Annotated in this window: 19 protein-coding genes and 1 pseudogene; 5 read left to right on the forward strand and 15 right to left on the reverse strand. The window is 71.5% G+C overall.

Annotated elements, in window-relative coordinates; all coding sequences use genetic code 11:
- Window positions 1–11 precede the first annotated feature (11 nt).
- The 3 genes from G555_RS0114510 to G555_RS0114520 form a co-directional block, all read right to left on the reverse strand.
- Window positions 12–944 carry a sugar-binding transcriptional regulator gene (locus G555_RS0114510; RefSeq protein ID WP_028709429.1) on the reverse strand — a complete coding sequence of 311 codons (933 nt, stop codon included), beginning with the start codon at window positions 942–944 and terminating at the stop codon, window positions 12–14.
- A 124-nt stretch (window positions 945–1068) separates the two neighbouring features.
- Complete coding sequence (gene deoC / locus G555_RS0114515) at window positions 1069–1725, reverse strand: deoxyribose-phosphate aldolase (protein ID WP_028709430.1); 657 nt, start codon at window positions 1723–1725, stop codon at window positions 1069–1071.
- A gap of 29 nt (window positions 1726–1754) precedes the next feature.
- Window positions 1755–2633 (reverse strand): aldo/keto reductase, encoded by an 879-nt coding sequence (locus tag G555_RS0114520; protein ID WP_211223272.1) that lies wholly within the window; start codon window positions 2631–2633, stop codon window positions 1755–1757.
- A gap of 138 nt (window positions 2634–2771) precedes the next feature.
- Here G555_RS0114520 and G555_RS0114525 point away from each other — a divergent pair, with 138 nt between their 5' ends.
- The gene (locus G555_RS0114525) at window positions 2772–4355 is read left to right on the forward strand and encodes an FGGY family carbohydrate kinase (protein ID WP_028709432.1); all 1584 of its coding nucleotides are present in this window, start codon (window positions 2772–2774) and stop codon (window positions 4353–4355) included.
- Window positions 4356–4476: 121 nt separating this feature from the next.
- On the opposite strand, the gene G555_RS0114530 is transcribed toward G555_RS0114525, so the two are convergent.
- Entirely contained in the window at window positions 4477–5157 is a 681-nt protein-coding gene (locus G555_RS0114530) for a response regulator (RefSeq protein WP_028709433.1), read from the reverse strand.
- 156 nt (window positions 5158–5313) lie between these two features.
- Here G555_RS0114530 and G555_RS20245 point away from each other — a divergent pair, with 156 nt between their 5' ends.
- From G555_RS20245 to G555_RS0114545, 3 genes are read left to right on the forward strand one after another with little or no spacing between them, the layout of a single operon-like run.
- Window positions 5314–5937 (forward strand): PadR family transcriptional regulator, encoded by a 624-nt coding sequence (locus G555_RS20245; RefSeq protein ID WP_051209304.1) that lies wholly within the window; start codon window positions 5314–5316, stop codon window positions 5935–5937.
- Window positions 5934–6656, forward strand: a complete 723-nt coding sequence (locus G555_RS0114540; protein ID WP_028709434.1) for an ABC transporter ATP-binding protein — start codon at window positions 5934–5936, stop codon at window positions 6654–6656. The genes G555_RS20245 and G555_RS0114540 overlap by 4 nt, the downstream gene beginning before the upstream one ends.
- On the forward strand, window positions 6653–9412 hold the full coding sequence (locus tag G555_RS0114545) for an ABC transporter permease (protein WP_028709435.1): 2760 nt from the start codon (window positions 6653–6655) through the stop codon (window positions 9410–9412). The genes G555_RS0114540 and G555_RS0114545 overlap by 4 nt, the downstream gene beginning before the upstream one ends.
- 22 nt (window positions 9413–9434) lie before the next feature.
- Here G555_RS0114545 and G555_RS0114550 read toward each other — a convergent pair whose 3' ends face one another.
- From G555_RS0114550 to hemE, 7 genes and pseudogenes are all read right to left on the reverse strand, one after another.
- Window positions 9435–10838, reverse strand: a complete 1404-nt coding sequence (locus tag G555_RS0114550) for a sensor histidine kinase (RefSeq protein WP_169337930.1) — start codon at window positions 10836–10838, stop codon at window positions 9435–9437.
- 56 nt (window positions 10839–10894) lie between these two features.
- Complete coding sequence (locus G555_RS20250; protein WP_169337942.1) at window positions 10895–12892, reverse strand: APC family permease; 1998 nt, start codon at window positions 12890–12892, stop codon at window positions 10895–10897.
- A gap of 106 nt (window positions 12893–12998) precedes the next feature.
- Complete coding sequence (gene hemL / locus G555_RS0114560; protein WP_036923179.1) at window positions 12999–14324, reverse strand: glutamate-1-semialdehyde 2,1-aminomutase; 1326 nt, start codon at window positions 14322–14324, stop codon at window positions 12999–13001.
- A 2-nt stretch (window positions 14325–14326) separates the two neighbouring features.
- Window positions 14327–15355, reverse strand: coding sequence for a porphobilinogen synthase (gene hemB / locus G555_RS20255; protein ID WP_051209309.1), 1029 nt, complete (start codon window positions 15353–15355; stop codon window positions 14327–14329).
- Window positions 15352–16044, reverse strand: coding sequence for a uroporphyrinogen-III synthase (locus G555_RS23130; RefSeq protein WP_245581300.1), 693 nt, complete (start codon window positions 16042–16044; stop codon window positions 15352–15354). The genes hemB and G555_RS23130 overlap by 4 nt, the downstream gene beginning before the upstream one ends.
- 57 nt (window positions 16045–16101) lie before the next feature.
- Window positions 16102–17028 (reverse strand): annotated as a pseudogene (gene hemC / locus G555_RS23135) (hydroxymethylbilane synthase); the annotation flags it as partial.
- Between the two features lie 34 nt (window positions 17029–17062).
- Window positions 17063–18112 carry a uroporphyrinogen decarboxylase gene (gene hemE, locus G555_RS0114575; protein ID WP_028709438.1) on the reverse strand — a complete coding sequence of 350 codons (1050 nt, stop codon included), beginning with the start codon at window positions 18110–18112 and terminating at the stop codon, window positions 17063–17065.
- Between the two features lie 74 nt (window positions 18113–18186).
- Between hemE and G555_RS20265 the strand changes: the two genes are divergently transcribed.
- Window positions 18187–19548: a glutamyl-tRNA reductase gene (locus G555_RS20265; RefSeq protein ID WP_051209314.1), complete on the forward strand. Its 1362-nt coding sequence runs from the start codon at window positions 18187–18189 to the stop codon at window positions 19546–19548.
- Window positions 19549–19591: 43 nt separating this feature from the next.
- Here the strand turns inward: G555_RS20265 and G555_RS0114585 are convergent, their stop codons facing one another.
- The 4 genes from G555_RS0114585 to deoC (G555_RS0114600) all read right to left on the reverse strand — a co-directional run bounded on the left by G555_RS0114585 (window position 19592) and on the right by deoC (G555_RS0114600) (window position 23413).
- Window positions 19592–20185 carry a malonic semialdehyde reductase gene (locus G555_RS0114585; protein ID WP_028709439.1) on the reverse strand — a complete coding sequence of 198 codons (594 nt, stop codon included), beginning with the start codon at window positions 20183–20185 and terminating at the stop codon, window positions 19592–19594.
- Window positions 20186–20256: 71 nt separating this feature from the next.
- The gene (locus G555_RS0114590; protein ID WP_028709440.1) at window positions 20257–21201 is read right to left on the reverse strand and encodes a sugar-binding transcriptional regulator; all 945 of its coding nucleotides are present in this window, start codon (window positions 21199–21201) and stop codon (window positions 20257–20259) included.
- Window positions 21202–21277: 76 nt separating this feature from the next.
- Window positions 21278–22702, reverse strand: a complete 1425-nt coding sequence (locus tag G555_RS0114595; protein WP_028709441.1) for a xylulokinase — start codon at window positions 22700–22702, stop codon at window positions 21278–21280.
- A 39-nt stretch (window positions 22703–22741) separates the two neighbouring features.
- Entirely contained in the window at window positions 22742–23413 is a 672-nt protein-coding gene (gene deoC / locus G555_RS0114600; protein ID WP_028709442.1) for a deoxyribose-phosphate aldolase, read from the reverse strand.
- Window positions 23414–23427: the final 14 nt, after the last annotated feature.

Genomic DNA, 23427 nt, shown 5'->3' on the forward strand with positions numbered 1-23427 from the left:
CGACGAGCCGATCAGGGCTCGCCGACCAGGTACCGCGCGCTCGCGTCGTCCAGGATCATGACGTCCACGAGATCCAGCGAGAGCGCGATCTTGATCGCTTCGTGTTTGTCGGCGGCGCCGGCAACGCAGATTTTCTGTGGAATGGCCCGGAGCTGGTCCTCGCTGACGGACACGGTCCGATCACTGAGCTCGCGGCAGCAGTTCCTGCCGGCGTGGTCGAAGTAGCTGATCGAGATGAGGTCGCAGGCGGCTCCGGACGCCCGCAGGGTCTCGACATCGGCCGGCGTGTAGTAGCCGACCAGCTCGATGGTGGTGCTGGGAGAGAAGGGAGAACCGACGCTGAAGAGGCAGACGTCGGCTGCGGCGGCCTCCTCCAACGGCCCGCGAACCGCCGCGGAGGAGACCAGGAGCTCCCTGGCCTCGGCGCTCTCGGCGACGGCAGGGGCGAAGATCCGCATCGACGAACCGCCCGTGTTCTGCGCCATCGCCTCGGCGATGGAGTTCGCGTGGACGTCCAGGCCGGCGTGCACCTGTCCACCGATGAGCGGGATGAACCGCACCCCCGGCATCGGGTCGTCCAGGCAGCGCGCGACCTCGCGCAGCGTCGTCCCCCATCCCAGCGCCACGGAACTGTCGGCGGTCAGGACCTTCTGGAGGTAGTCGGCGGTCGCCGAGCCGAGCGAGCGCTTGAGGCCGTCGTCGCTGCCGTCGAGAGAATCGGTCACGATGAACGTCGTCCCGGGGTACAAGGCACGCAGCCGCCGTTCCAGGTGGGGGAAGAACCCGTCGTAGGTGATCGTGATGGACACGATCCCCTCGGCCCGTGCCTGCTGCAGCATCCGGGAGACGCGCATTCGCGACAGGTTCAGCTCGTCGGCGATCTGCTGCTGCGTCATCCCCTGCTCGTAGTACATGTGACTGACGCGGGCGAGGGTGATGTACATGGACGACGCTCCTTTGGACTCCGGGGCGAGTTCGGCCTCCCTACTCACCGCCGGCACGAAACTTACCTCCCCTCGCGTGGAACGCCTGTGCCGGGACGCTCCGTGGCGTCCCGGCACGTACTGGTCAGAACTCGGCCAGAATCTGCTTCGTGCGGCTGATCCCCCATCGCTGGGCGCCGGCCTCGTAGACCGCCTGGACGTCGGCGAGGTTGGACAGGCCACCGGATGCCTTCACCTTCACGCCCGGACCCGCGGCCCCCTTCATGAGGGCGATGTTCTCCGGCGTCGCGCCTCCGGGGACGAACCCGGTGGCGGTCTTGACGAAAGCGACACCGGCATCGGAGGCGATCTCGGTGGCGCGGACGATCTGCTCGTTGCTCAGGTAGGCGACCTCGAAGATCACCTTGACCGCGCCCGGTGTCGCCTGGACGACGGCCGCGATGTCGTCATGCACCTTCGCCTCCTCGCCGGACAGCATGGCGCCGATGTCCATGACCATGTCCAGCTCGACGGCGCCCTGCTCGTAGGCGATCTTCGCCTCGGCGACCTTGGCCTCGGTGGCGTGGCAGCCGGTCGGGAAGCCGATCACGGTCGCGATGTGGACGTCGGTGCCCGCGAGGATCTCCCGGGCCAGGTCGAGGCGGTGCGGGGAGATGCACACGGCGCCGCAGCCGACCTCGGCCGCGAATTCGAGACCTTCGCGCAGGTCCGTCATCGTCAGCGTCGGCTTCAGCAGCGAGTGGTCGTTGTTCTTCAAGAACACGTCACGTGTCAACTTCATGGTTGTCTTTCTCCTTGTCAGGTCGGATGTCACGGCACACGCCGGCCGGTCTGCGCCGACCAGATCGCGAACCACTGCTCTTTGGTGAGCGTGTACTTGAGGGCCTGGAGCGGGCGCTCCACGTACTCCAGCTCGCACGATCCGGTGATCGGGACGAAGCCCACCGGATGCGTGAACAGCCAGGCGAAGGCGACGTCGTCGATGCGTTCGGCGCCGATCTCCGCGCGGACGCGTTCCAGTTCGTCGCGCACCCGGACCGACACCTCGTCGGTACCGGTGAAGATGCGGCCGCCGGCCAGCGGGGACCACACGATCGGGTGGATCCGCTTCGTCAGGGCGTGCTGGATCGTCCGGTCGTCGAAGTTCTCGTGCTGCATCACCGACACCTCGACCTGGTTGGTGATGAGCGGCTGGTCGCAGTAGCTCGCCAGCATGTCGAAATCGAGCGGCTTGTAGTTCGAGACGCCGAAGTGGCCCACCTTTCCCGACGCGTGCAGCTTGTCGAATGCGCGAGCGGTGGACTCGGGGTCCATGAGGGGATCGGGCCTGTGCAGGAGCAGCAGGTCGATGTGGTCGGTCTGCAGCTTGCGCAGGGAGGTCTCCACCTGACGCAGGATGTACTCCTCGCTCGTGTCGTAGTACTTCACCCGCGATCCCGACCAGGGATAGACGAGCGTGCACTTCGTGATGAGCTGCATCCGGTCCCGTAGGGACGGGTTCTTCGCGAGGGCGGCGCCGAACGCCTCCTCGGCTGTGCCTTCGGCGTATCCGTCGGCGTGGTCGATCGTCGTGATGCCGCGTTCCAGCACCTGAGGGATGAGGGCGGCGAGGTCATCGACCGTGATGCCCCACTCCGTCCAGCGCCAGAAGCCCCAGGCGACGCGCGAGAACTGCAAGCCGTCTGCCATCTGAATCCGCAACTTTGCCTCCATGACTAGGGCTCACGGGTCTTTCTTAGACCCAACGTGTTCACAATAACACACACTGTGCATATGATAAGCCAACGGCTCCAACGGAGGAGCCGCAGTTTCGATAGGAGCGCCGTAATGACCAACGCCAATCGGGCCGTGGTCCTGACCGTCGACGCCGGGTCGGGCAGCTGCCGAGCGCTGACATGGGATGAGAGTGGCCGGGTCCTGAGCCTGGTCCAGGAAGAGTGGGCCTACGACATCTCCGAGCACCCGGGAGGTCTCGACTTCAACACCGAAAAGGGCTGGACGTCCATCGCCAACTGCATCAGGGGAGCCCTGGCCGAAGGCGAGTCGACGATCCACCCCGAGGATGTCGTAGCGGTCACGTGCACGAGCATGCGCGAGGGATTCGTCGTCTACGACAAGGACGGCTCGGAGATCTGGGCCATCCCGAACGTGGACTCCCGCGCGCAGAAGGAGGCCGCCGACCTGCTCGACGAGGGGTACGGCGAGGAGTTCTTCCGCGAGAGCGGCGACTGGACGTCGCTGGCCGCATCCGCCCGCCTGCGGTGGATCAGGAACAACGAGCCCGACCTGTGGAGCCGGGCCGCACACATGACGATGCTCGCCGACTGGGTGCTGTACCGGCTCTCGGGCGAGTTCGTGAGCGACCCGTCGCTCGGGTCGTCCTCCGCCCTGTTCAACCTCAAGGAACGCGACTGGTCCACGACCATCGCCGACACGCTCGGCATCGGCCACCTGCTCCCGCGCGTCGCCGAGTCGGGGACCGTGATCGGTCACGTCACAGCCAAGGCCGCCGCCGAGACGGGACTGCGCGAAGGGACGCCCGTCGTCACCGGTGGCGCGGACACCCAGCTCGGCCTCCTCGGCGCGGGCATCGTGGACAACAAGCAGGTGGGCGTCGTGGGCGGCACCTACTGGCTGACGTCCGGGATCGTCGACAGCCCCATGCTGGATCCGCAGATGCGTCTGCGCACCCTGTGCCACGCCCAGCCCGGGCAGTGGATGATCGAGGGCTGCGGCTTCGCCCACGGCATGTCGACCCGGTGGGTCCGCGACGGCCTCGTGCGCGCAGCCAATCCGAGCATCGGCATCGACGACGGCTACCCGTTCCTCACCGAGCTCGCCGGCGCGGTGCCGCCGGGCGCCAACGGCGTGCACTACTTCGCGTCCAACGTGATGAACACGCGGTCGTGGAAGCACCCCGTCCCGTCCATCGTCGGGCTGAGCCCGTTCGACATCGACGGCACCGGCCTCGGCTCGGTCTTCCGCGCGGTGATGGAGGAGGGCACCTATGTCGCCCGCGGGCACAAGGAACTGCTCGAGGACGTGTGGGGCGAGCCGATCACGAACGTCGCGTTCGTCGGCGGCCCCTCGCGCAGCGACCTGTGGTGTCAGATGGTGTCCGACGTCCTGAACGTCGACGTGCGGATCCCCGACGTGTCCGAGGGCACCTGCCTCGGTGCCGCGCTGTGCGCGCTCGTCGGCGCCGGCGTGTACGCGACGCTGGCCGACGGCGTCCACGCAACCGTGCGGACGGCCAAGGAGCTCACTCCGAACGCGGAGGCCGTCGACGCGTACAACGAGCTCTACCCGAAGTGGCGTGCCCTGAACGACCACATGCTCGAAGCGGCCGACAAGGGGCTTGCTCCGTACATGTGGGTCGGTGCCGGCGCGGCGAGCCCGCTGTCGCAGTAGCCACTCGGCGGGCACGGCTCCGCGGGGCCGTGCCCGCCGACGACGGGTCGCGGTGCCGTCCTGTTCGGGCGTCCGCCGGGCCGGAGGCGGTTCCGGCAGCGCCTGACGGTGTGAGCGACCCTCACGGGTCGAATCGATACCCCATGCCGGGCTCTGTGATGAAGTGGCGCGGGCTGCCCGGCTCGTCCTCCAGCTTGCGCCGCACCTGCGCGAAGTACACGCGCAGGTAATTGGTCTCCTTCTCGTACCCCGGCCCCCAGACCTCCGCGAGCAGGCTCGATCCCGGAACCAGCGTTCCGGGATGTCGCACGAGCATCTCGACGAGATGCCACTCCGTGGGCGTGAGCCGGACGTCGGCACCGCGGTGCGTCGCCCGCTTCGCCGCCAGGTCGAGCGTGAAGGACTCCGTCTCGACGACGGCTCCGGACGGCAGCGTGTTGATGTCGGCTCGCCGCAGCGAGGCCCGTACCCGCGCCACGAGCTCGTCCATCCCGAACGGCTTCGTCACGTAGTCGTCCGCGCCGGCGTCCAGGGCCGCCACTTTGGACGCCTGGGCGTCGCGCGCCGACAGCACGATGATCGGCGCCGTGCACCATCCGCGCAGCCCCGCGATGACATCGCCGCCGTCCATGTCGGGCAGTCCGAGGTCGACGATCGCGAGATCGGGCGGGTTCGCCGCCGCCGCTCGCAGCGCGGACCCGCCGTCGGACACCGTGTCGACCTCGTAGCCCCGGGCATGCAGATTGATGGACAGCGCCCGGCGCAGCGCCGGCTCGTCCTCGACGATCAGCAGCCGCGGCATCGGCCACCTCCAGTGACACGGTCATGGTGGGTCGTCGCCGGTTCCCCGGCTGAAGGCGAGCGTACGCCCCCGACGGATGCCGCGCCCTTCCGGTTGACAGTGACCCCGTCCCGGAAGATACTCGATATGTAGATACCTAGTATGCACGGAGGGGTCATGAGCGTCCGACAGAGCCTGCTTGCCATCCTCGACCAGGGTCCGTGCTACGGCTACCAGCTCCGCGCGGAGTTCGAGCGCCGCACCGGATCGGTGTGGCCCCTCAACATCGGCCAGGTGTACACCACGCTGGACCGCCTCAACCGCGACGGACTGGTGACCCAGGCGGGGACCGACGATCAGGGCCACATCTACTGGCAGATCACCCAGCACGGCCGGGAAGCCGCGCAGGCCTGGTGGGAGAAGCCTGTCGTCCAGGATCAGAACCCGCGTGACGAACTGGCCATGAAGCTGGCTCTGGCCAGCACGCTGCCCGGCGTCGACCTCGGAGCGATCTTCCAGGCCCAGCGCCGCGCCTCCCTGGAGCGGTTGCGCGATCTCAACCGTGCCAAGCGCACCGGGGCCGCGGGCGCCGACACAGCCGAGGAGATCGGCTGGTCGCTGATCGTGGACGCCATGATCTTCGCGGTCGAGGCCCAGGTGCGCTGGCTCGATCACAGCGAGCAACGCCTGACCGCACGGCCCGTGGACCGGCTCTCGCTCCGGACCGATCCCCCGGGCCGCAGCCGAACGGCGAACGCGGACGAGCCCACCACCGCTCCGCAGCACGAGGCGCGACCATGAGCACCCCGGCGCTCGAGTTCTGCGCCGTCGGCATGCGCTACGGCACCGACGCGACCGCCGTCCACGCGCTGCGGGATGTCTCGCTGACCGTCACGGCCGGCGAGCTCGTGGCCGTGATGGGCCCGTCCGGCTCGGGCAAGTCGACGCTGCTGGCGATCGCGGGGACGCTGCTCTCCCCCACCGAAGGCGACGTTCTGATCTCCGGGACGTCGCTGCGCGAGGCCTCGCGCAAGGAACTCGCCGGGCTGCGACGCCGCTCCCTGGGATTCGTGTTCCAGGACTTCAACCTGCTCCCGGCACTCACGGTCATCGAGAACACGGCCCTCCCGCTGGAGCTCGACGGCCTGCCGCGGGCATATTCCCGCGCGCAGGCCCGGGAGGTGCTCGCGAGCGTCGGCCTCTCGGACCGGCTGGACGCCTATCCCGACGAGCTCTCCGGCGGGCAGCAGCAGCGCATCGCCATCGCGCGCGCGGTTGTCGGCGAACGCTCGCTGGTCCTCGCCGACGAACCGACCGGCGCGCTCGACAGCGCGACGGGCGAGGAGGTCATGCGACTCCTGCGCGGCCGGGTGGACGCCGGCGCGGCGGGTGTGCTCGTGACCCACGAGGCCACCCACGCCGCCTGGGCCGACCGCATCGTGTTCCTGCGAGACGGACGGCTGGTCGACGAGACGGCCCGCGACGACGCCGGGATCCTCCTGACGGGCAGCCGGGGATGAGACGCGCCGTCCGCTCACCCGCCCGGGCGGCCGCGCCGCGCCGCTCCCCGTGGCCGCGGTTCCTCGCGACGTGGCGGATCGCGACCGCCCACGTGCGGCGCATGGCCGGGTCCAGCCTGCTGGCGGTCTGTCTGATCGCCATGCCGATCGCCGTGATGAGCGCCGCGTTCACGACCTGGGCCGGCCGCGTGCCCACGCTGGGCGAGCTTCTCGCCTCCGAGCTCGGACACGTCGACGCCTGGGTCGCCGTCGTGGGCGGACCGGACCCGTCGCGACACCAGAAGCTGTCGGACCCGCTGTCCGCCGACATCGACAGGAACGAGGACGACACTCCCGTGAACCCCGAGCGGCCCCCCGTCGGGGATGCGGCAGCGGTCCTGCCGGCGGGGCTGGAGACGCTGCAGATCGGCGAGGGCTGGGCGAACGCGAGGACCGCCGGAGGGACCGGCTCGCTGCGAGCCGTGATCGGTCCCTCCTGGGACAGCCGCCTGTCCGGGCGCTACACCCTGGTCGCCGGACGCTCTCCCCACGGTCCGGACGAGGCCATGGTCTCCCCCGCAGCGCTGCATCGGCTCGGCGCGTCCCTCGGAGACACGCTCACCTTGACCGAGCCGGCGGCGACCTTCACGATCACCGGTGTGCTCCGGGGCGCCGCCGACGCCGACTCGGCCCAGACCCTCTTCCTGCCCGGAACGGACCGGACCCGCGCGTTGCAGACCGACGTCACGCTGACGCGCTGGCTCGTCCCCGACTGGACCCCGACGGAGGAGGACGTCCACGCCCTCAACGCCGTCGGCGTCGCCGTGTTCGCCCGCAATCTGGTCACCGATACGAGCCTCGTGGGGACCTCCTCCGGATTCTGGCCGTGGGCCGTGACGGCCGGCGCCGCCTTCGGGGCGTGGACGACGGCCCTGCTCGTCGGTGCGGCCATCTCGGCCGGCGCCCGGCGCGAGGCCCGCTCCATGGCCGTCATGTCAGGAGTCGGAGCACACCCGCGGGACCTGTTCGCCGTGATCCTGTGGCAGGGAACCGTCCTCGGAATCGTCGGCGGGATCGCGGGCGCCTGCGCGGGGGTGGGAATCGGCACCGCCGTCCTGTCGGTGCTGGACGACGGCGCCGTCTCCTCGTTCTGGGGTGCCCATGTCCCCTGGGCGCATCTCGCCGGACTGGTGGCCTTCGGCGCGCTCGTCGGGACGGCGGCGGCCGTGCTCCCCGCACGCGCGGCCGCGCGCAGAGACGTGCTCACCGCCCTGCGCGAGACCCGGACTCCTCCCGCGCTGCGCCACCGCTGGCCACTGATCGGTGTGGCCGGCCTGATCGCGGGAGTCGCGACGACGGCGCTCGGCGCGTCCGCGCTCGCCGCGCTCAACGCCATCGAGGTCGTCCGCGCGGACAGCATCCAGCGCCGCGCCCTCGAGGCGGCCCTCCTCTGCGGACCGCTGCTGTGCCTGGCCGGTCTCATGCTGAGCGGCCACGCGCTGTTCTCGGCCCTGTCGCGCCCGTTGTCCCGGATGGGGGTCGCGCTGCGCATCGCGGCGCGGGACCTCGCCGCGCACCCCGGGCGGACCGTCCCCGCCTTCGGCACCATTGCGACCTGCGCCTTCCTGGCGTCGACGCTCCTCAGCGTGGGTGGCGTGTTCGCGGCAGCCTTGCGGCTGGCCGTGACGAGCTCCGCGCCTCCGGGCACCGTGCTGGTCACGGCGTACCCCGCTCACGAGGAGGCCGGTCCGGCGGACACGTCCGCCGCACTCACTGCGGCCCGCCCGATCCTGCAACGCACCGGACCCGCGGCCATCGGGTCGCTCTCGTACGTGTCCGCGGACACGGAGGGAGACCGTGTCCTGCCGCAACTGCAGCACTATCTCTCGTGCCGGGAGGCCGTGACGCTGTGCACCGACGAGGACTCCGCACTCGCACGACAGCACAACCGCCTCGCCGTGGTGGCACCCGAGGACCTCCCTGCCGTGCTGGGAACCGAGGTGCCCGAGGCGGCGCTCGCCGCCTTCCGGAACGGAGCGGCGCTCGTGCTCAGCCCCGACTGGCTGACCGCGGACGGAAAGGTCGTCCTCAACGGCTGGCGCGAGGAGCAGTTGTGGCAGTCTTCCGCGCCCGCGCCGCGCACGACCCGCGCGCTCTCCGCGGTCGCGATCGCCTCTCCGCATCCCCTCGCGTACCAGGTGCTCGTCTCGCCCACCCTCGCGCTGGGCCTCGGGCTGCTGCCCGAGGCCCAGCAACTGATCGCGCACTACGACACCCCACCGTCGCAGTCGGTCATGGACAGCCTGTCGATGAACATCCAGGCTGTGGACTCGCGCCATCCTCGCGCGGACGCCTCCGTCGAACTCGTCGAGGGCCCACCCGATGCCGCCGGATGGCTGTGGCTCATCCTCGGCGTCTCGGGCGTCCTCATCCTCGTCGCATCCACCGTGGCGCTGTCCCTCGGCCGGGCGGAGCGCGGGCCGGACGAGGAGACGCTCGCCTCCCTCGGCGCCGACCCCGGGCTGCTCCGCAGCATCAATGCCCGCCAGGCGCTGGTCCTCACCGGTGTGGGAACGCTCGCGGGCGCCGCGACAGGCATCCTGCCCACCTGGGGTCTTCTCATGGCGGAGTTTCCGACCGGGCTCCTCACCCTCGCAGTCGCGCCCTGGCCTCTGCTCGGGCTGCTGGCCGGCGGGCTCCCCCTGCTGCTGGGGATATCCGCCTGGGTCATCCCGCCCCGCGCGCCCCGCCCGTCCCGACGAGCCGCGATCGGCTGAGCACGACGGGGCCGGCTCCTCCTCAACGATCGGCGACCGCCGCCTCCAGCGACACCGTCATGGTCAGCCCTCCGCCGGGGGTCTCCGACGCCACCAGCGTGCCACCCATCGCCTCGGTGAACCCGCGCGAGATCGCCAGCCCGAGCCCGACGCCCGTCGTCGTCCGGTCGTCGAAGTGCTGGAACGGGGCGAAGATCCCCTCCCGCCGCCCGACCGGAACCCCCGGACCGGTGTCGGACACGGCGATGCGCACGAGCGGCCCGTCGAGCCCGGCGCGAACCCGGACGCGCTCCCCCGGCCGCTCGTGCCGCAACGCGTTGTCGACGAGGTTGGCGAGCACCCGCTCCAGCAGCCCCGCGTCCGCGAACACGAGCGGCAGCCCTTCGGGGACGTCGATGCCGACTCGCTCGCCGAGACCGACGATGCTCGTCATGACCTCCATGACGTCGGTCGGGCGCAGCAGCACCGACACGACCCCGGCCTGCAACCGGCTCATGTCCAGCAGATTCGCGATGATGGCGTCGAGCCGGCCCGCGTGCTCGACCACGGTGTCCATGAGCTCGTCCCGTTCCTCCTCGCCGAGCACGATGTCGTGCTGCCGCAGCGTCGCGGCCGCGGCGGTGATCGCGGCGAGGGGGTTGCGCAGATCGTGCCCGACCGCGGCGAGCAGGCTGGATCGCACCTCGTCGATCCGCGCCAGCTCCTCGGCGTGCCGGGCCTGCTCGGCGAGACGGCGGCTGTGCCACAACCGCCCGGTGGTCAGGGCCAGAGACGTCAGCAGAGCGCGGTCGAGCCCGATCCGCTCGGGGCCGCGCAATTCCAGGGTGAGACCCTCGCCCGCGGGGGCGTCGAAGACGGCGTCGCCGTCCTCGGGCTCGCCTGCCGCCGCCACGCTGACGCCGTCCTCGGCGAGCGTCGCAGAGTGCACCCCGAACACCCGCCGCGTCTCGGCGAGGGCCACGTCGACCGAGTCGGGCGCGAACTCCCTGCTCCCCAGATCGGCCAGCCACGCGGCCTCCAGCCGTCGCCGCTCCGTCCGGGCGAGCGACCAGGCGCTCACTTCGGCGATGACGCCGACCAGGGCCGCCACCGCCAGGAACACGACCAGGTCGAGCAGTTCCCCGCCGCTGGCCACGATCAGCGTCCCGTAGGGGGACGCGAAGAAGACGTTCGCCAGCCCGAAGTTGAGGAGCGACGCCACCAGGCCGGCGACGATCCCGCCCGCCGCCGACGCCGCCACCGACATGAGCACGAAGAACAGCAGGACGGTGTCGAGCCCGAGCGAGACGCGGAACGGCAGCAGGACCGCGGTCAGCAGCGGGCCGCCGATCCCCGCCACAGCCAGGCCCCACGCCCGGCGACGCCACCCCAGTCGCAGCGGGCTGGCCGGGACCGCGGGGATCCGGCCATCCGGGTATTCGCTCACCCGACCGAGCCTGCCAGAACCCACCCCTTCCGGCGCAATGCTTCGGGGTGGCCTCGCTACCGGCGTGACGACGGGGGCGTCCCGACCGCACCGGGGACGCGAGCCCGGTGGACGGTCGAACCGGTGGCGACGCCGGCCTCCGCCCCCGGCCGCGCGAGGGAGTACGGCTCGGCCGAGCGAAGCTGGTACGGCACGCTGGTCACCATCACGCCCGGCATGTACAGCAGGCGGCTCTTCAGCCGGAACGCGCTCTGGTTGTGCAGCAGTGCCTCCCACCACCGTCCGACGACGTACTCGGGGATGAACACCTCGACCACGTCCCGCTCCCCGATGCGGATCCGCCTCAGGTGGTCCAGCACGGGCTGGGTGAGATCGCGGTACTCCGACGCGACGATCGTGAGGGGGACGGGGATGTCGCGTGCCGCCCAGTCCTCCTGCAAGAGCTGCGTCCGCCGCGCGTTGATGTCGACCCGCAACGCGGTGATGGTGCTCGGCCTCATCGCGCGGGCGAACGCCAGGGCCTTGAGCGCCGGCTCGTTGAGCTGGCTGACGAGCACGATCGCGTGGACACGGCTCGGCAGGGTGATGCCGGCCGCCTTCGGCCGCAACTGTCGTGTGACCCGCATGTAGTGGCGATGGATGCGGTGCATGACGAACACCAGCACGGGGATGGCGATGACCACCAGGTAGGCACCGTGCGTGAACTTGGTGAACAGGACGATGACGAGGACGGCGGCGGTGGCGACCGCGCCCAGCGCGTTGACCAGGGTCGATCCCACGATCCTCGGCGACCAGCCTTCGGTCGCGGCGTGACGCCGCCAGTACCGCACCATGCCGGTCTGGCTCAAGGTGAACGAGACGAACACGCCCAGGATGTAGAGCTGGATGAGCCGGGTCACCGAGCCGTCGAAGATGACGATGAGCGCGGCGGCGACGCCGGCCAGGATGAGGATGCCGTTGGAGAACACGAGGCGGTCGCCGCGGCGGCCGAGCTGCTTGGGCAGGTACCGGTCCTGGGCGAGGATCGACGCGAGGACCGGGAACCCGTTGAAGGCGGTGTTGGCGGCCATCGCCAGGATCAGCGTCGTGAACCCCTGCACGACGAAGAAGAGCACCGAGTTATTGCCGAACACGGCCGCGGCGAGCTGCGCCAGCACGGTGCGCTGCTCGTATCCCGCCGGAGTACCCACGAGCTCGGCCGGATTCTCGGCCATGTGGACATGGGAGATCGTGCTCAGCACCGCGATCCCACCCATCATGCCGATGCTCAGCACCGCCATCAGCAGCAGGGTCAGGGCGGCGTTGTGGGATTTCGGCTCGCGGAACGTGGGGACCCCGTTGCTGACGGCCTCCACACCGGTCAGCGACGTGCACCCCGACGCGAACGCCCGCAGCAGCAGCAGAAGCAGGGCGGCGCCGGCGGGGCTGGTCGGCGCGAGGGAGAACGCCGCCGACTCGGCGACCGGAGCGGTGCCCGTCGCGACCTTCCAGAACCCGACGGCGAGCATGGCGTACACGCTGACGACGAAGCCGTAGGTGGGAATCGCGAACAGCGTCCCGGACTCCCGGACGCCGCGCAGGTTCATGAGCGTGAGGACGGCGATGAACCCGAGGCACAGCGGCACGGTGCGGGGACCGAGGCCGGGAAAGGCCGACACCAGATTCTGGACACTGGCCGCGACGGACACCGCGACGGTCATCACATAGTCGACCATGAGTGCGGCGGCAGCCACGAGGGACGCGTTGCGGCCGAGGTTGGCGCGGCTCACGGCGTAGGCGCCCCCGCCGTCGGGATAGGCGTGACAGGTCTGCCGGTAGCTGATCGTGACGAGCGCGAGCAGAGCCACCACGGCGAGCGCGATCCACGGTGTGAGGAGCACCGCGGCCGTTCCGCCGAGCGCGAGCACGAGGATGATCTCCTGTGTCGCGTACGCGTTGGACGAGATCGGATCGGAACAGTACACCGGCAGCGCCAGTCGCTTCGGCAGGAGCGTCTGGTGCATCTGGTCGGACCGCATCGGGTTGCCCACGAGGATCCGCTTGGGGACGCGCATGCTGCTCACCGGACCATCACAACGCGCGACGGCTGTCACGGCCCGATTCTTGACGGGTCCTTTGCGCCGTCCGGGCCGACCTTGACGCGTCCTTGACGGCCCTGCCTCAGCGCGTCGCGGACGCCGCCGCGCGAGCCGCCGCCGGGAGGGCGTCGACGATCCTCGACAGCGCCGCATCGTCGTGCGCCGCCGACAGGAACCACGCCTCGAACACGCTCGGCGGGAGGGCGACGCCGGCATCCAGCATCGCGTGGAAGAACGGCGGATAGCGGAAGGTCTCCTGGGCCAGCGCCTCGTCGTACGTCCGGACGCCGTGATCGGCGGCCTCCGGACCGAAGAACACGCTGAACAGACTCGACGCCGACTGGACGCGATGCGGGACGCCGGCCGCATCGAGCGCCTCCGTGACGGCCGCCCGCAGCGTCGCCGACGCGGCGTCCACATGCCGGTAGACGGCGTCGTCGGCCAGCCGGAGCGTGGCGATCCCCGCGGCCGTCGCCAGCGGATTCCCCGACAGCGTGCCCGCCTGGTAGACGGGCCCGACAGGCGCCAGGAGGTCCATCAGCTCGGCAGGCCCGCCCAGCGCGGCCAGCGGCATGCCGCCGCCCACCACCTTGCCGAACGTCACGAGATCCGGGACGTAGGCGGCCGTGGCACCGGCCTCGACCCCCCACCACCCCGAAGGCCCGACCCGGAACCCCGTGAGCACCTCGTCGGACACCATGAGCGCGCCGTGTTCGCGGGTCAGACGGCGGATCGCCGCGTTGAAGCCCTCGTCGGGCGGGACGACCCCCATGTTGGCCGGGGCCGCCTCGGTGATCACGCAGGCGATCTCGGCTCCGCGGGCCGCGAACGCCTCTTCCAGCGCGGCGACGTCGTTGTACGGCAGGACGAGCGTGTCCGCGGCCGCCGCCCTGGTCACCCCGGACGACCCCGGCAGGCCCGCCGTCGCCACCCCCGACCCCGCGGCGGCGAGCAGCGCGTCGCTGTGCCCGTGGTAGCAGCCCGCGAACTTCACGATGACATCGCGCCCCGTGGCCCCACGGGCGAGCCGAAGCGCGGTCATCGTCGCCTCGGTGCCGGTCGACACGAAACGCACCTTGTCGCAGAACGGCATCCGGTCGCGGATCGCCGCGGCCAGGTCGACCTCGGCCGTGGTGGGTGCGCCGAAGCTGAGGCCGCGCGCCGCGGCGTCGGTCACCGCCGCCACGACGGCGGGATGCGCATGCCCCAGCAGCGCGGGACCCCAGGAACAGACCAGGTCCACGTACTCGCGACCCTCGATGTCGACGACGTACGGCCCACGGGCCGACGCCAGGAACACCGGCGTCCCGCCCACCGCGCCGAAGGCACGCACCGGCGAGCTCACACCGCCCGGGATCACGGCGCACGCCTGCGCGTAGACCTCCTCCATGCTGAGCCGGCTCGCCATCGTCAGCGGTTCCCCCTCCGGCTCGCGCGCCGCAGCGGCTTCGTCGTCGGCGCCGCGTCGAGCCAGTCGGCGAGCTCCAGCGCCCAGTACGTGAGCAGGATGTCGGCGCCGGCCCGCGCGATGCACGTCACGGCCTCGGTCACGGCGGCCTCGCGGTTGATCCAGCCGTTCGCCGCGGCGGCCTCGATCATCGCGTACTCCCCGGACACCTGATAGGCGGCCACCGGCACGTCGGACGCCGTGGCCACGTCCGCGAGGACGTCCAGGTAGTGGCTGGCGGGCTTCACCATGACGATGTCCGCGCCCTCGGCGAGGTCCAGCATCGCCTCGCGCAGGCCCTCGCGCCGGTTGGCCGGGTCCTGCTGATACGCCCGGCGGTTCCCGGTCAGCGACGATCCCACGGCCTCGCGGAACGGACCGAAGAACGCCGACGCGTACTTCGCGGCGTAGGCGAGGATCGCGACGTCGGGATGGCCGGCGGCGTCCAGCCCCTCCCGGATCGCGAGCACCTGGCCGTCCATCATCCCCGACGGTCCGACGACGTGTGCGCCCGCCTCGGCCTGGCTCACGGCCAGGCGGACGTAGGCGTCCACCGTGGCGTCGTTGTCGACGCCGCCGGCGGCGTCCAGGACGCCGCAGTGTCCATGGTCGGTGAACTCGTCCAGGCAGGTGTCCGACATCACCACGAGAGAGTCGCCCACCTCGGCCCGGACGGCCTCGATCCCGCGGTTGAGGATTCCGTCGGGGCGCTCCCCCACCGAACCGGTGGCGTCCTTGTCGGTCTCGAGGGGGACGCCGAAGAGCATGATGCCTCCGAGCCCCGCTTCCACGGCGCGGGACGCCTCCCGGCGCAGCGAGTCGAGAGTGTGCTGGACGACGCCCGGCAGGGAGCCGACCGGCGCCGGCTCGCTCAGGCCGTCGCGCACGAACACGGGAAGGACGAGCTGCGCGGGGTGCACACGTGTCTCCCGCACGAGATTGCGCATCGCGGGGGTCGTGCGGAGCCTCCGCTGACGGATGGTGGGACTCATGGGTTCTCCTCGCTCAAGGCCTCGGTGAGAGCGGTGATCACGCCGGGACCGTCCTGCGTCGCCGCGACGGCGGCGACCTGCAGGCCCAGTGCGCGGGCGGCTGCGGCGCTCGGCGCGCCCACGGCGACGACCCGGACGCCCTCCGGCGCACCCAGCAGGTCGACGACGGCCCGTGCGATCGATCCGGCGGTGACCACGACGGCATCGTACGCGTCCCACGACGCGACTCCGTCGGGGGTTCGGCTCACGGTCTCGGTCGTGTAGGTCGCAACGGCGTCCACCGCCCAGCCGCGCGCCCGCAGACCGTCGGCCAGGCGGGGGCCCGCCAGCGCGGAGCAGGGCCACAGGGCCGACGCGGGGCCGGGGGGAAGGGCATCGATCAGCGCGGCCGCGTCCGAGCGGCCCGACGGCACCACGGACACGTCCGCTCCGGCCGCACGGATCGCGCCCGCGGTCGCCTGCCCCACGGCGGCGATGTCGCCGGCGAGGCCTGCGAGGTCGACCCCGGCGTCCGCCAGGACGCCGACGGCGGTCGGCGAGGTGAGGAGGAGCCAGTCGTGAGGACCGCCGAGGGCGAAAGGCAGGGTCCGGGTGACCGTGAGCGGGACGGCGTCGACCACCGCACCCGCCGCACGGATCTCCGCGGCGAGCGGTCCGTCGGCGCGAGGCAGCAGGATCCGGCGTCCCACCAGGGCGTGCCGGGTCGCCGCCGACCACAAGGACCGCTCGTGGTGGAAGTCCGTCAGTCTGCTGTCGCGGGCGGCTCCCAGCGGGGTCACCTCCGCCGCTCCGCGAGCGAGCAGTTCCTCGCCGACCAGCCGCCCCAGGGCGGCCGGGTCGGCTCCGGGATCCGAGGTGCGGGTGACCGTGACGGCCGCGCCGCCGTCGGCGGCCAGCACGGACGCCGCGAGGGTCACGCATCCGCCGGACACGGTGGCATGGGCGCCGACGGGCGCGGCGCAGCCGGCTTCCAGCGCCGCCAGGACCGCCCTCTCGGCCGTGACCGCCGTGTGCGCGGCGGGCTCGTCGAGCTCGGCGAGGGCCGCCCGGGTGGCCGCGTCGGTGGCCCGGCACTCGATCGCGAGCGCGCCCTGACCCGGCGCGGGGAGCAGGTCGAGGATGTCCGTCGCCGCGTCGGAGCGGCCGAGCCGCGCCAGGCCCGCCGACGCCAGCACGACGGCGTCCAGGTCCCCCGGAGCAGCGGCGTCCCCGTGAACGCGAGCCAGCCGGGTGCCCACATTCCCACGGATGTCGACCACCACGAGGTCGGGACGCCGGGCGCGCAGTTGAGCGGCACGGCGAGGAGATCCCGTGCCCACGCGCGCCCCCGGGGGCAGGTCGGCGAGGGTGAGCCCGTCGCGTGCGCACAGCGCGTCGGACGGTGTCTCGCGCGCGGGCACCGCGGCCACGACCAGCCCCGCGACGGGCGCCGTGGGCAGGTCCTTGAGCGAGTGGACGGCCAGGTCGACGGTGCCGGTGAGCACGGCGCGGCGCAGTCTCGCCGCGAACAGGCCCAGCCCGCCCTCCTCGACGAGCGAGCCGGTCGCCACGTCGCCGTCGGATCGGATGGTCACGAGCTCGACGTCGTGGCCGAGCGCACGCAGGGCGTCCGCGACCTGCCCCGACTGTGCCATCGCCAGTTCGGAGCCCCGGGTGCCCAGCCGCAACCTCACCGGGAGGTCACCTGCCGGAGCGCGACGGTCGGCGTCATGCGGCGTGGATCCTCTCGACGAGCCGCGTCAGCAGGCGGGGGTCGGTGGCCGGCGGGACGCCGTGCCCCAGGTTCACGATGTGGCCCGGCGCCCGTCGTCCGCGCTCGATCACCTCGAGGGTGTGCCGCTCGAGGAAGTCCCACCCGGCGAACAGGGCGGCAGGGTCGATGTTGCCCTGGACGGTCTTGCCCGGCAGCCGGTCGATCGCCGCGTCGAGCGGCGTCCGGTCGTCGACGCCCACGGCGTCGGCGCCTTTCGCGAGCTCCTCCAGCAGATGGTTCGTCCCGGTGCCGAAGTGGATGAGCGGCACGCGCCCCTGCACCGCCTGCATGGCGAGACGGGAGTACGGCGCGACGGACCGTGCGTAGTCGGCCAGGGACAACGACCCGCACCACGAGTCGAACACCTGGACGGCCGACGCGCCGGCGTCCACCTGCACGGCGAGGAACTCTCCGGAGATGCGGGCGCACCAGGTGAGCAGGTCGTCCCAGGACGCCGGATCGGCGTGCATGAGCGCGCGCGCGGCGAGGTGATCGCGGCTGGGACGTCCCTCGACGAGGTAGGCCGCCAGGGTGAAGGGCGCTCCGGCGAAGCCGATGAGCGGCGTCCACGACGCGTCTCCGGACGGCGTCGAGGACAGCTCGGTCACGGCTGTGCGCACCGCGTCGGCGATCATCGAGGCGTCCTCGATCTCGTGCGCGACCAGCGCGGCGATGTCGGATGCGGTGCGCAGCGGCGCCTCCATCACCGGGCCGACGCCCGGAACGATGTCCACGCCCACGCCCGCCAGGTGGAGCGGGACCATGATGTCGGAGAAGAGGATCGCGGCGTCCACCCGGTGGCGGCGGACGGGCTGCAGCGTGATCTCGGCGGCCAGGTCGGGCACCAGGCACGCGTCGAGCATCGCAACACCGGCACGGGCCTCGCGGTATTCGGGAAGGGACCGCCCGGCCTGGCGCATGAACCACACCGGCGGCGTCGCCGGCCTGGCCCCACGCAACGCCTGCAGGAGGGGAGGTGTCGTGGAATCGCCGTCGTCGGTCACACCCGAGATCTTAGGCCCGCCCCCTGCGCGGGAGTTTCTGGTTCCGGTCCCGGCGGTGGTTCAATGGCCTTCTTGTGGGTCTACATCTCTGCGCCGTTCACCACGTCGAGCACGGTCTCCCCGCGGTCGAGGCCGTGACCCCTGCGGTTCCCGGTCTGGGTGTGCGTGTGGCGGCGTCGAACGCCGTCCGCGGCGCGGTGGTCCTCGCCACGTGCAACCGGGTGGAGGTCTACGTCGACTCCGACGGCACCGCGTCCGAGGTGACCGCCATCGTCCGCCGCGCGATGAACGAGGCCCTCGACGCGCCCACGACCATCCCGATGACCGTCAGGGCGGATGCCGACGCGTTGGAGCACCTGTTCCGCGTCGGCGCGGGGCTCGACTCCATGGTGATGGGGGATCGTCAGATCGCCGGGCAGCTCCGGAGCGCGCTGAGGTCGGCACTCGACACCGGCACCGCGACCGGCCTTCTCACCGACGCGGTCGAACACGCCCTGCGCACGGCGCACAAGGTGTCCGCCCAGACCCGGTTCGGGTCGACGGGGCGATCCGTCGTGTCGGTCTCGCTGGACCTGCTGCGGCGGGAGTGGCCGTCCAGTCGCGTTCTCCTCCTGGGAACGGGTTCCTACGCCGGAGCGGTCGTCGCCGACCTGCGCCGGCGCGGGTGCACGGACATCCGCGTCCATTCGTCGTCGCACCGTGCGCCGGCCTTCGCGGCGTCGCATCCCGGGGTGGCGGCCGTGACCGCGCCGTTGGACGCGGCGCTGCTGGACGCGGACGTCGTGGTCTCCTGCCGGGGCACCGGCACGATCCTGACCGCCGGCGACGTGGCCACCGCGATGACGCGGCGAGGGGGGCGCGACATCGTGTTCGTCGACCTGGCGATCACCCGCGACATCGACCCTGCCGCCAGGGCGCTGGACGGCGTGCTGCTCATCGACCTGTCGACCATCGCGCACCATGTGCCCGACGTGGCGCGGCGCGAGGTGCACAACGCGCACGACCTCGTCGCCGAGGGCGTCCAGGACCTGGTCACCCGGCTGAAGGGCCGCGAGATGAACCCTGCCGTCATCGCCCTGCGGGATGTCGTCAACGACATGCTCTCCGACGAGATCGACCGGCTGCCCCACGGGCGTCCGGTCACCCGCGAGGAGGCGGCCCATGCGCTCCGCCGCCTTGCCGCGCGCCTCGTGCACGTGCCGAGCGTGCGGGCGCGCAAGGCGGCCGAGGAGGGACGGCACAGCGAGTACCTCGCGGCGCTCAGCGAGCTGTGGGGGCTGGAGCCGCAGGTGCGTCCGGTGCTGCAGAACCTCGAGCTCTCTCGCGAAGCCGCACCCGCGATCGTCTCGCCCGACAGCATCGAGAGCGATGCCTGCCCCGCAACGGGCCTGTCGCTGTACGACCTCGGAGACCGTCCGCGCCGCGAAGCCATCTGAGGATCGGCGCCGCGCACGTTCGGAGAGCACGGCGCCGGCCGTGTCAGATCAGCGTGACGGCCTCGTCGAAGGCGAGCCGCGGGTTGCGGGGGAACGTGCCGTCGGGGGCCGCATGGCCGACGTTGACGACGAGGAAGCTGCGCAGCGGCGTGCCCGCGAAGAACGCCTCGTCGACCCCTGCGGTGTCGAATCCCGCCATCGGACCGGCGTCGAGGCCCGTCGCGCGGACGGCCATGATGAAGGCGCCGGCCTGCAGCCAGGCGTTGTTGCGCGCCATCGCCTCGCGATGCTTGACGTTCCCGGCGAGCTGATCGCGCGCCGCAGCGGTCTGGGGATTGAGATGCGGCAGGTGCTCGTGGAAGTCGGTGTCCGCGGCGAGGATCGCCACGACCGGGGCCGACGCGGCCTTTGCCCTGTTGCCCTCGCTGAGCAGCGGCAGCAGCTTCTGCCGCGCCTCCTCTGTGCGCACGAACGTGATCCGCAACGGCTGGCTGTTCATCGCGGTGGGGGTGAACTTGGCCAGCTCGTACACGCGGGTGAGCTCGTCGTCGGAGACGGGCTCGCCGGTGAAGCGGTAGGCCGTGTGCGCCTCGGTGAAGATGCGCTCCGCGGCGACGGGGTTCAGGGTCTCGGTCATAGGTCCTTCTCAGATGTAGTTGACACCTAAATCATATGACGAGAAGGCAAGGGCTCGTTCCGCGTCCAAACTCACTCCTCCGCGCGACCGGCCGCCAGCAGGCACTCCGCCGTGTCGGCATCCGTCACGAGCACGTCGCAGAACCCCTTCTCCAGGGCGAGTCTCACCGCGAGGTGCTTGGACTCGCCACCGGCGACGCAGAGCTTGCGCGGGATGGCGCGCAGCTCGCCCGCGGACAGCGACACCGTCCGCGCGGTCAGGTCCTCGCAGCACGACCGTCCCTGCGCGTCGAAGTAGGCCGCCGAGATGATGTCGCACTCGACGCGGGCGGCCCGCAGGTGGTCGATCTCCGCCGCGGTGTAGTAGCCGACCTCGTGCAGCGTGCTCGTCCGCGAGAACGGCGAGCCGACGCTGAACACCGCGACGTCCGCCGAACGCGCCAGCCGCATCGTGTCGGTGACCTGACGCGACCGCATCAGGCCTTCGCGCTCCTGCGCCGATGCCGCGACGGCAGGGGCGAACAGCCGCGCCGATCGCGCGCCGACCCGGCGCGCGAGACCCTCGGCGATCGTGGTCGCGTGCAGGTCGACCTCCGCATGCACCTGGCCGCCCGCGAGAGGAACGACCGTGGTCCCGCGAAGGTCCCCCCGGACGTGAGCGGCGAGGGTCTTCAGCGTGCTCCCCCATCCCACCGCGATCGTCCCGGACGCGCGGACCAGGGCCGTCAGCACACCGGCCGCGGTCTGTGCGACGGACTCCTTCACCTCCTCGTCGCCGCCGTCGAGCGGATCGGCGACGACGAACCGACAGCCCGGGTACAGCGCGCCCAGCGCCTCCTCCAGCCGGGGGTAGTAGCCGTGGAAGTCGATCGTGATCTGCACGATCCCGTCGGCCCGTGCCTGCTGGAGGAGCCGCGAGACGCTGATGCGCGACACCCCCAACTGCTCGGCTATCTGCTGCTGGGTGAGGCTCAGCCCGTAGTACATGTGACAGATGCGGGCGGGACTCGCATACATCGCGGTTGCCTCCTCGGCGTCGGGACGACCCTCGCCCCGCGCCGGCCGGGGACCGACGCGGGGCGAGGGCTGTCGGTCAGTTCGGGTAGCCCAAGGCCTGCTTGTACGCCTCGTGCTGCTCCATGATGACCGGCTGGTGCTCCGCCGCGGGCAGTTCCTCACCCGATTGCGGCCAGTTCGGGAAGTCGCCCGTGAGAGCGGCCACGGCCTGCATCGCGGCTCCCTGCGCCACGTACTCGCCCGGGTCGGGGACGAACACCGGCTCGCTGATGATCTGCGGCAGGACCGCTCGCACGGCCGGGTTCTTCGCGGCGCCGCCGATCAGGAACACGCGCTCCACCGGCACGCCGAGGCGCTTCGTCGCGTCGAGCATGACGACCTGGCTCGCCATCATGCCCTCGACCGCGGCCCGCGCCACGTTCATCGGGGTGAAGTTCGCCAGCGACATGCCGTGCAGGGAGGCGCGGGCGTCCGGCAGGTTCGGCGTCCGCTCGCCCTCGAAGTACGGCAGCATCGTCACGCCGTCCGCGCCCGGCTTCGCCTGCAGGGCGAGGAATGCCAGCTCGGCGTGGTCGCGCCCGAGCAGGCGCGCGGCGGCGTCGAGGTCGCGGGCCGCGTTCAACGTCGCCGACAGCGGCAGGTGGTCACCCGTGCAGTCGGCGTAGCTGGACACGATGCCGGTGAAGTCGTGCACGGGCTCGGCGGTGCGCGCATACACCGTTCCGGACGTCCCCAGCGAGATGACGGCGTCGCCGACCTGCAGGCCGAGCGCCAGGGCCGCCTCGGCGTTGTCGCCGCCTCCGACGCCCAGGGGCAGACCCTGCGGCACGCCGGGGATCCCCGCACCGGTCACGCCGGCCCTGTCGGTGGGGCCGAGCACGCGCGGCAGCAGCGCCTGCTTGCCGAAGGCGAACTCGAACAGATCGGGGCAGTAGTCGTCGGTGGCGCCCGACCAGTACGCCGTGCCGGACGCGTCGGAGCGGTCGGTCGTCAGCTCGCCGAGGTCGGCGTTGCCGGGGCCGTACCCCTTGAGCCGCCACGTGAGGTAGTCGTGCGGGAGGACGACCGCCGCCGTCCTGGCGACGTTGTCGGGCTCGTTGTCGCGCAGCCAGCGCACCTTGGTCACCGTGAAGGAGACCGACAGCGGCAGCCCCGTCCGGCGCACCCACTCGTCGGCGCCCAGCTCCTCGTTCAGCGAGGCCACCTGGGGGTGTGAGCTCGTGTCGTTCCACAGCAACGCGTCGCGGACGACGGTGCCGTCGGCGGCGATGCACACCATGCCGTGCTGCTGGGCCCCCACCGACAGCGCGGCGACGTCGTCGAGCCCGCCGGCGACCTGGATGGCGGCGAGCATGGCCTCCCACCACGCGACCGGATCGACGATGGTGCCCGGCGGATGCGGTGCGCGTCCCTCGCGGACCACACGGCCCGTCTCGAGCTCACGGATGATGACCTTGCAGCTCTGGGTCGAGCTGTCGATGCCTGCTATGAGAGTCGTCATGGAATCTGCCTTTCTTCGTTGAAAAGCGCTGATCTTCGATCAGCTCTGCGCCTCGATCTCGTCGAGGATGGCCTGCGTTCTGCTGATGCCGATGCGGTCGGCACCGGCCTCGATGACGGCGATCACGTCGGCCAGCGTCGAGATGCCGCCGGCCGCCTTGACCTTGGTCAGGGGCGCCGCGCCCTGCCGCAGCAGAGCCACGTTGTGCGGCGTGGCGCCCGTCGGGGTGAAGCCGGTGGCGGTCTTGACGAATGCCGCCCCGGCCTCCGAGACGAGCTGAGCGCCGCGCACGATCTGCTCGTCGGTCAGGTAGTGGGTTTCGAGGATCACCTTGACGTGGGCCGGGTCGGCCGCCTCGACGACGGCGCGGATGTCATCGCGGACCATGTCGTCGCGCCCGCTCAGAAGGGCCCCGACGTCGATGACCATGTCCACCTCGGAGGCGCCGGCCTCGACGCACCTCCGCGCCTCGAACGCCTTCACCTCGGTCATGTGCGCACCCGACGGGAACGCGGCGACCGTGCCGATGATGACGGGCGTGCCCGAGAGGATCTCCCGCGCGATGCCCAGCCGGTGCGGCGAGATGCACACCGCCTTCGCTCCCACCTCGGCGGCGAACTCGCATCCTCGACGGATCTCGTCGAGGGTGAGGTTCGGCTTCAGCAGGGAGTGGTCGACGTAGCCGAGGAACTGCTCCTTGGTGAGTTTCATGTCTTCCTCCTTCG

This window comes from Propionicicella superfundia DSM 22317, assembly GCF_000423465.1.
GTDB classification, from domain to species: domain Bacteria; phylum Actinomycetota; class Actinomycetes; order Propionibacteriales; family Propionibacteriaceae; genus Propionicicella; species Propionicicella superfundia.

What these genes read in the sequence shown, in the direction of transcription:
- G555_RS0114590 (WP_028709440.1), bottom strand. Translation starts at nt 21,201, where the DNA reads ATGTATGCGAGTCCCGCCCGCATCTGTCACATGTACTACGGGCTGAGC.
- deoC (WP_028709430.1), bottom strand. Translation starts at nt 1,725, where the DNA reads ATGAAGTTGACACGTGACGTGTTCTTGAAGAACAACGACCACTCGCTG.
- deoC (WP_028709442.1), bottom strand. Translation starts at nt 23,413, where the DNA reads ATGAAACTCACCAAGGAGCAGTTCCTCGGCTACGTCGACCACTCCCTG.
- G555_RS0114530 (WP_028709433.1), bottom strand. Translation starts at nt 5,157, where the DNA reads ATGCCGCGGCTGCTGATCGTCGAGGACGAGCCGGCGCTGCGCCGGGCG.
- G555_RS0114595 (WP_028709441.1), bottom strand. Translation starts at nt 22,702, where the DNA reads ATGACGACTCTCATAGCAGGCATCGACAGCTCGACCCAGAGCTGCAAG.
- G555_RS0114545 (WP_028709435.1), top strand. Translation starts at nt 6,653, where the DNA reads ATGAGACGCGCCGTCCGCTCACCCGCCCGGGCGGCCGCGCCGCGCCGC.
- G555_RS0114520 (WP_211223272.1), bottom strand. Translation starts at nt 2,633, where the DNA reads ATGGCAGACGGCTTGCAGTTCTCGCGCGTCGCCTGGGGCTTCTGGCGC.
- G555_RS0114585 (WP_028709439.1), bottom strand. Translation starts at nt 20,185, where the DNA reads ATGACCGAGACCCTGAACCCCGTCGCCGCGGAGCGCATCTTCACCGAG.
- G555_RS20245 (WP_051209304.1), top strand. Translation starts at nt 5,314, where the DNA reads ATGAGCGTCCGACAGAGCCTGCTTGCCATCCTCGACCAGGGTCCGTGC.
- G555_RS0114525 (WP_028709432.1), top strand. Translation starts at nt 2,772, where the DNA reads ATGACCAACGCCAATCGGGCCGTGGTCCTGACCGTCGACGCCGGGTCG.
- G555_RS0114540 (WP_028709434.1), top strand. Translation starts at nt 5,934, where the DNA reads ATGAGCACCCCGGCGCTCGAGTTCTGCGCCGTCGGCATGCGCTACGGC.
- hemB (WP_051209309.1), bottom strand. Translation starts at nt 15,355, where the DNA reads ATGAGTCCCACCATCCGTCAGCGGAGGCTCCGCACGACCCCCGCGATG.
- G555_RS0114510 (WP_028709429.1), bottom strand. Translation starts at nt 944, where the DNA reads ATGTACATCACCCTCGCCCGCGTCAGTCACATGTACTACGAGCAGGGG.
- hemL (WP_036923179.1), bottom strand. Translation starts at nt 14,324, where the DNA reads ATGGCGAGCCGGCTCAGCATGGAGGAGGTCTACGCGCAGGCGTGCGCC.
- G555_RS20250 (WP_169337942.1), bottom strand. Translation starts at nt 12,892, where the DNA reads ATGCGCGTCCCCAAGCGGATCCTCGTGGGCAACCCGATGCGGTCCGAC.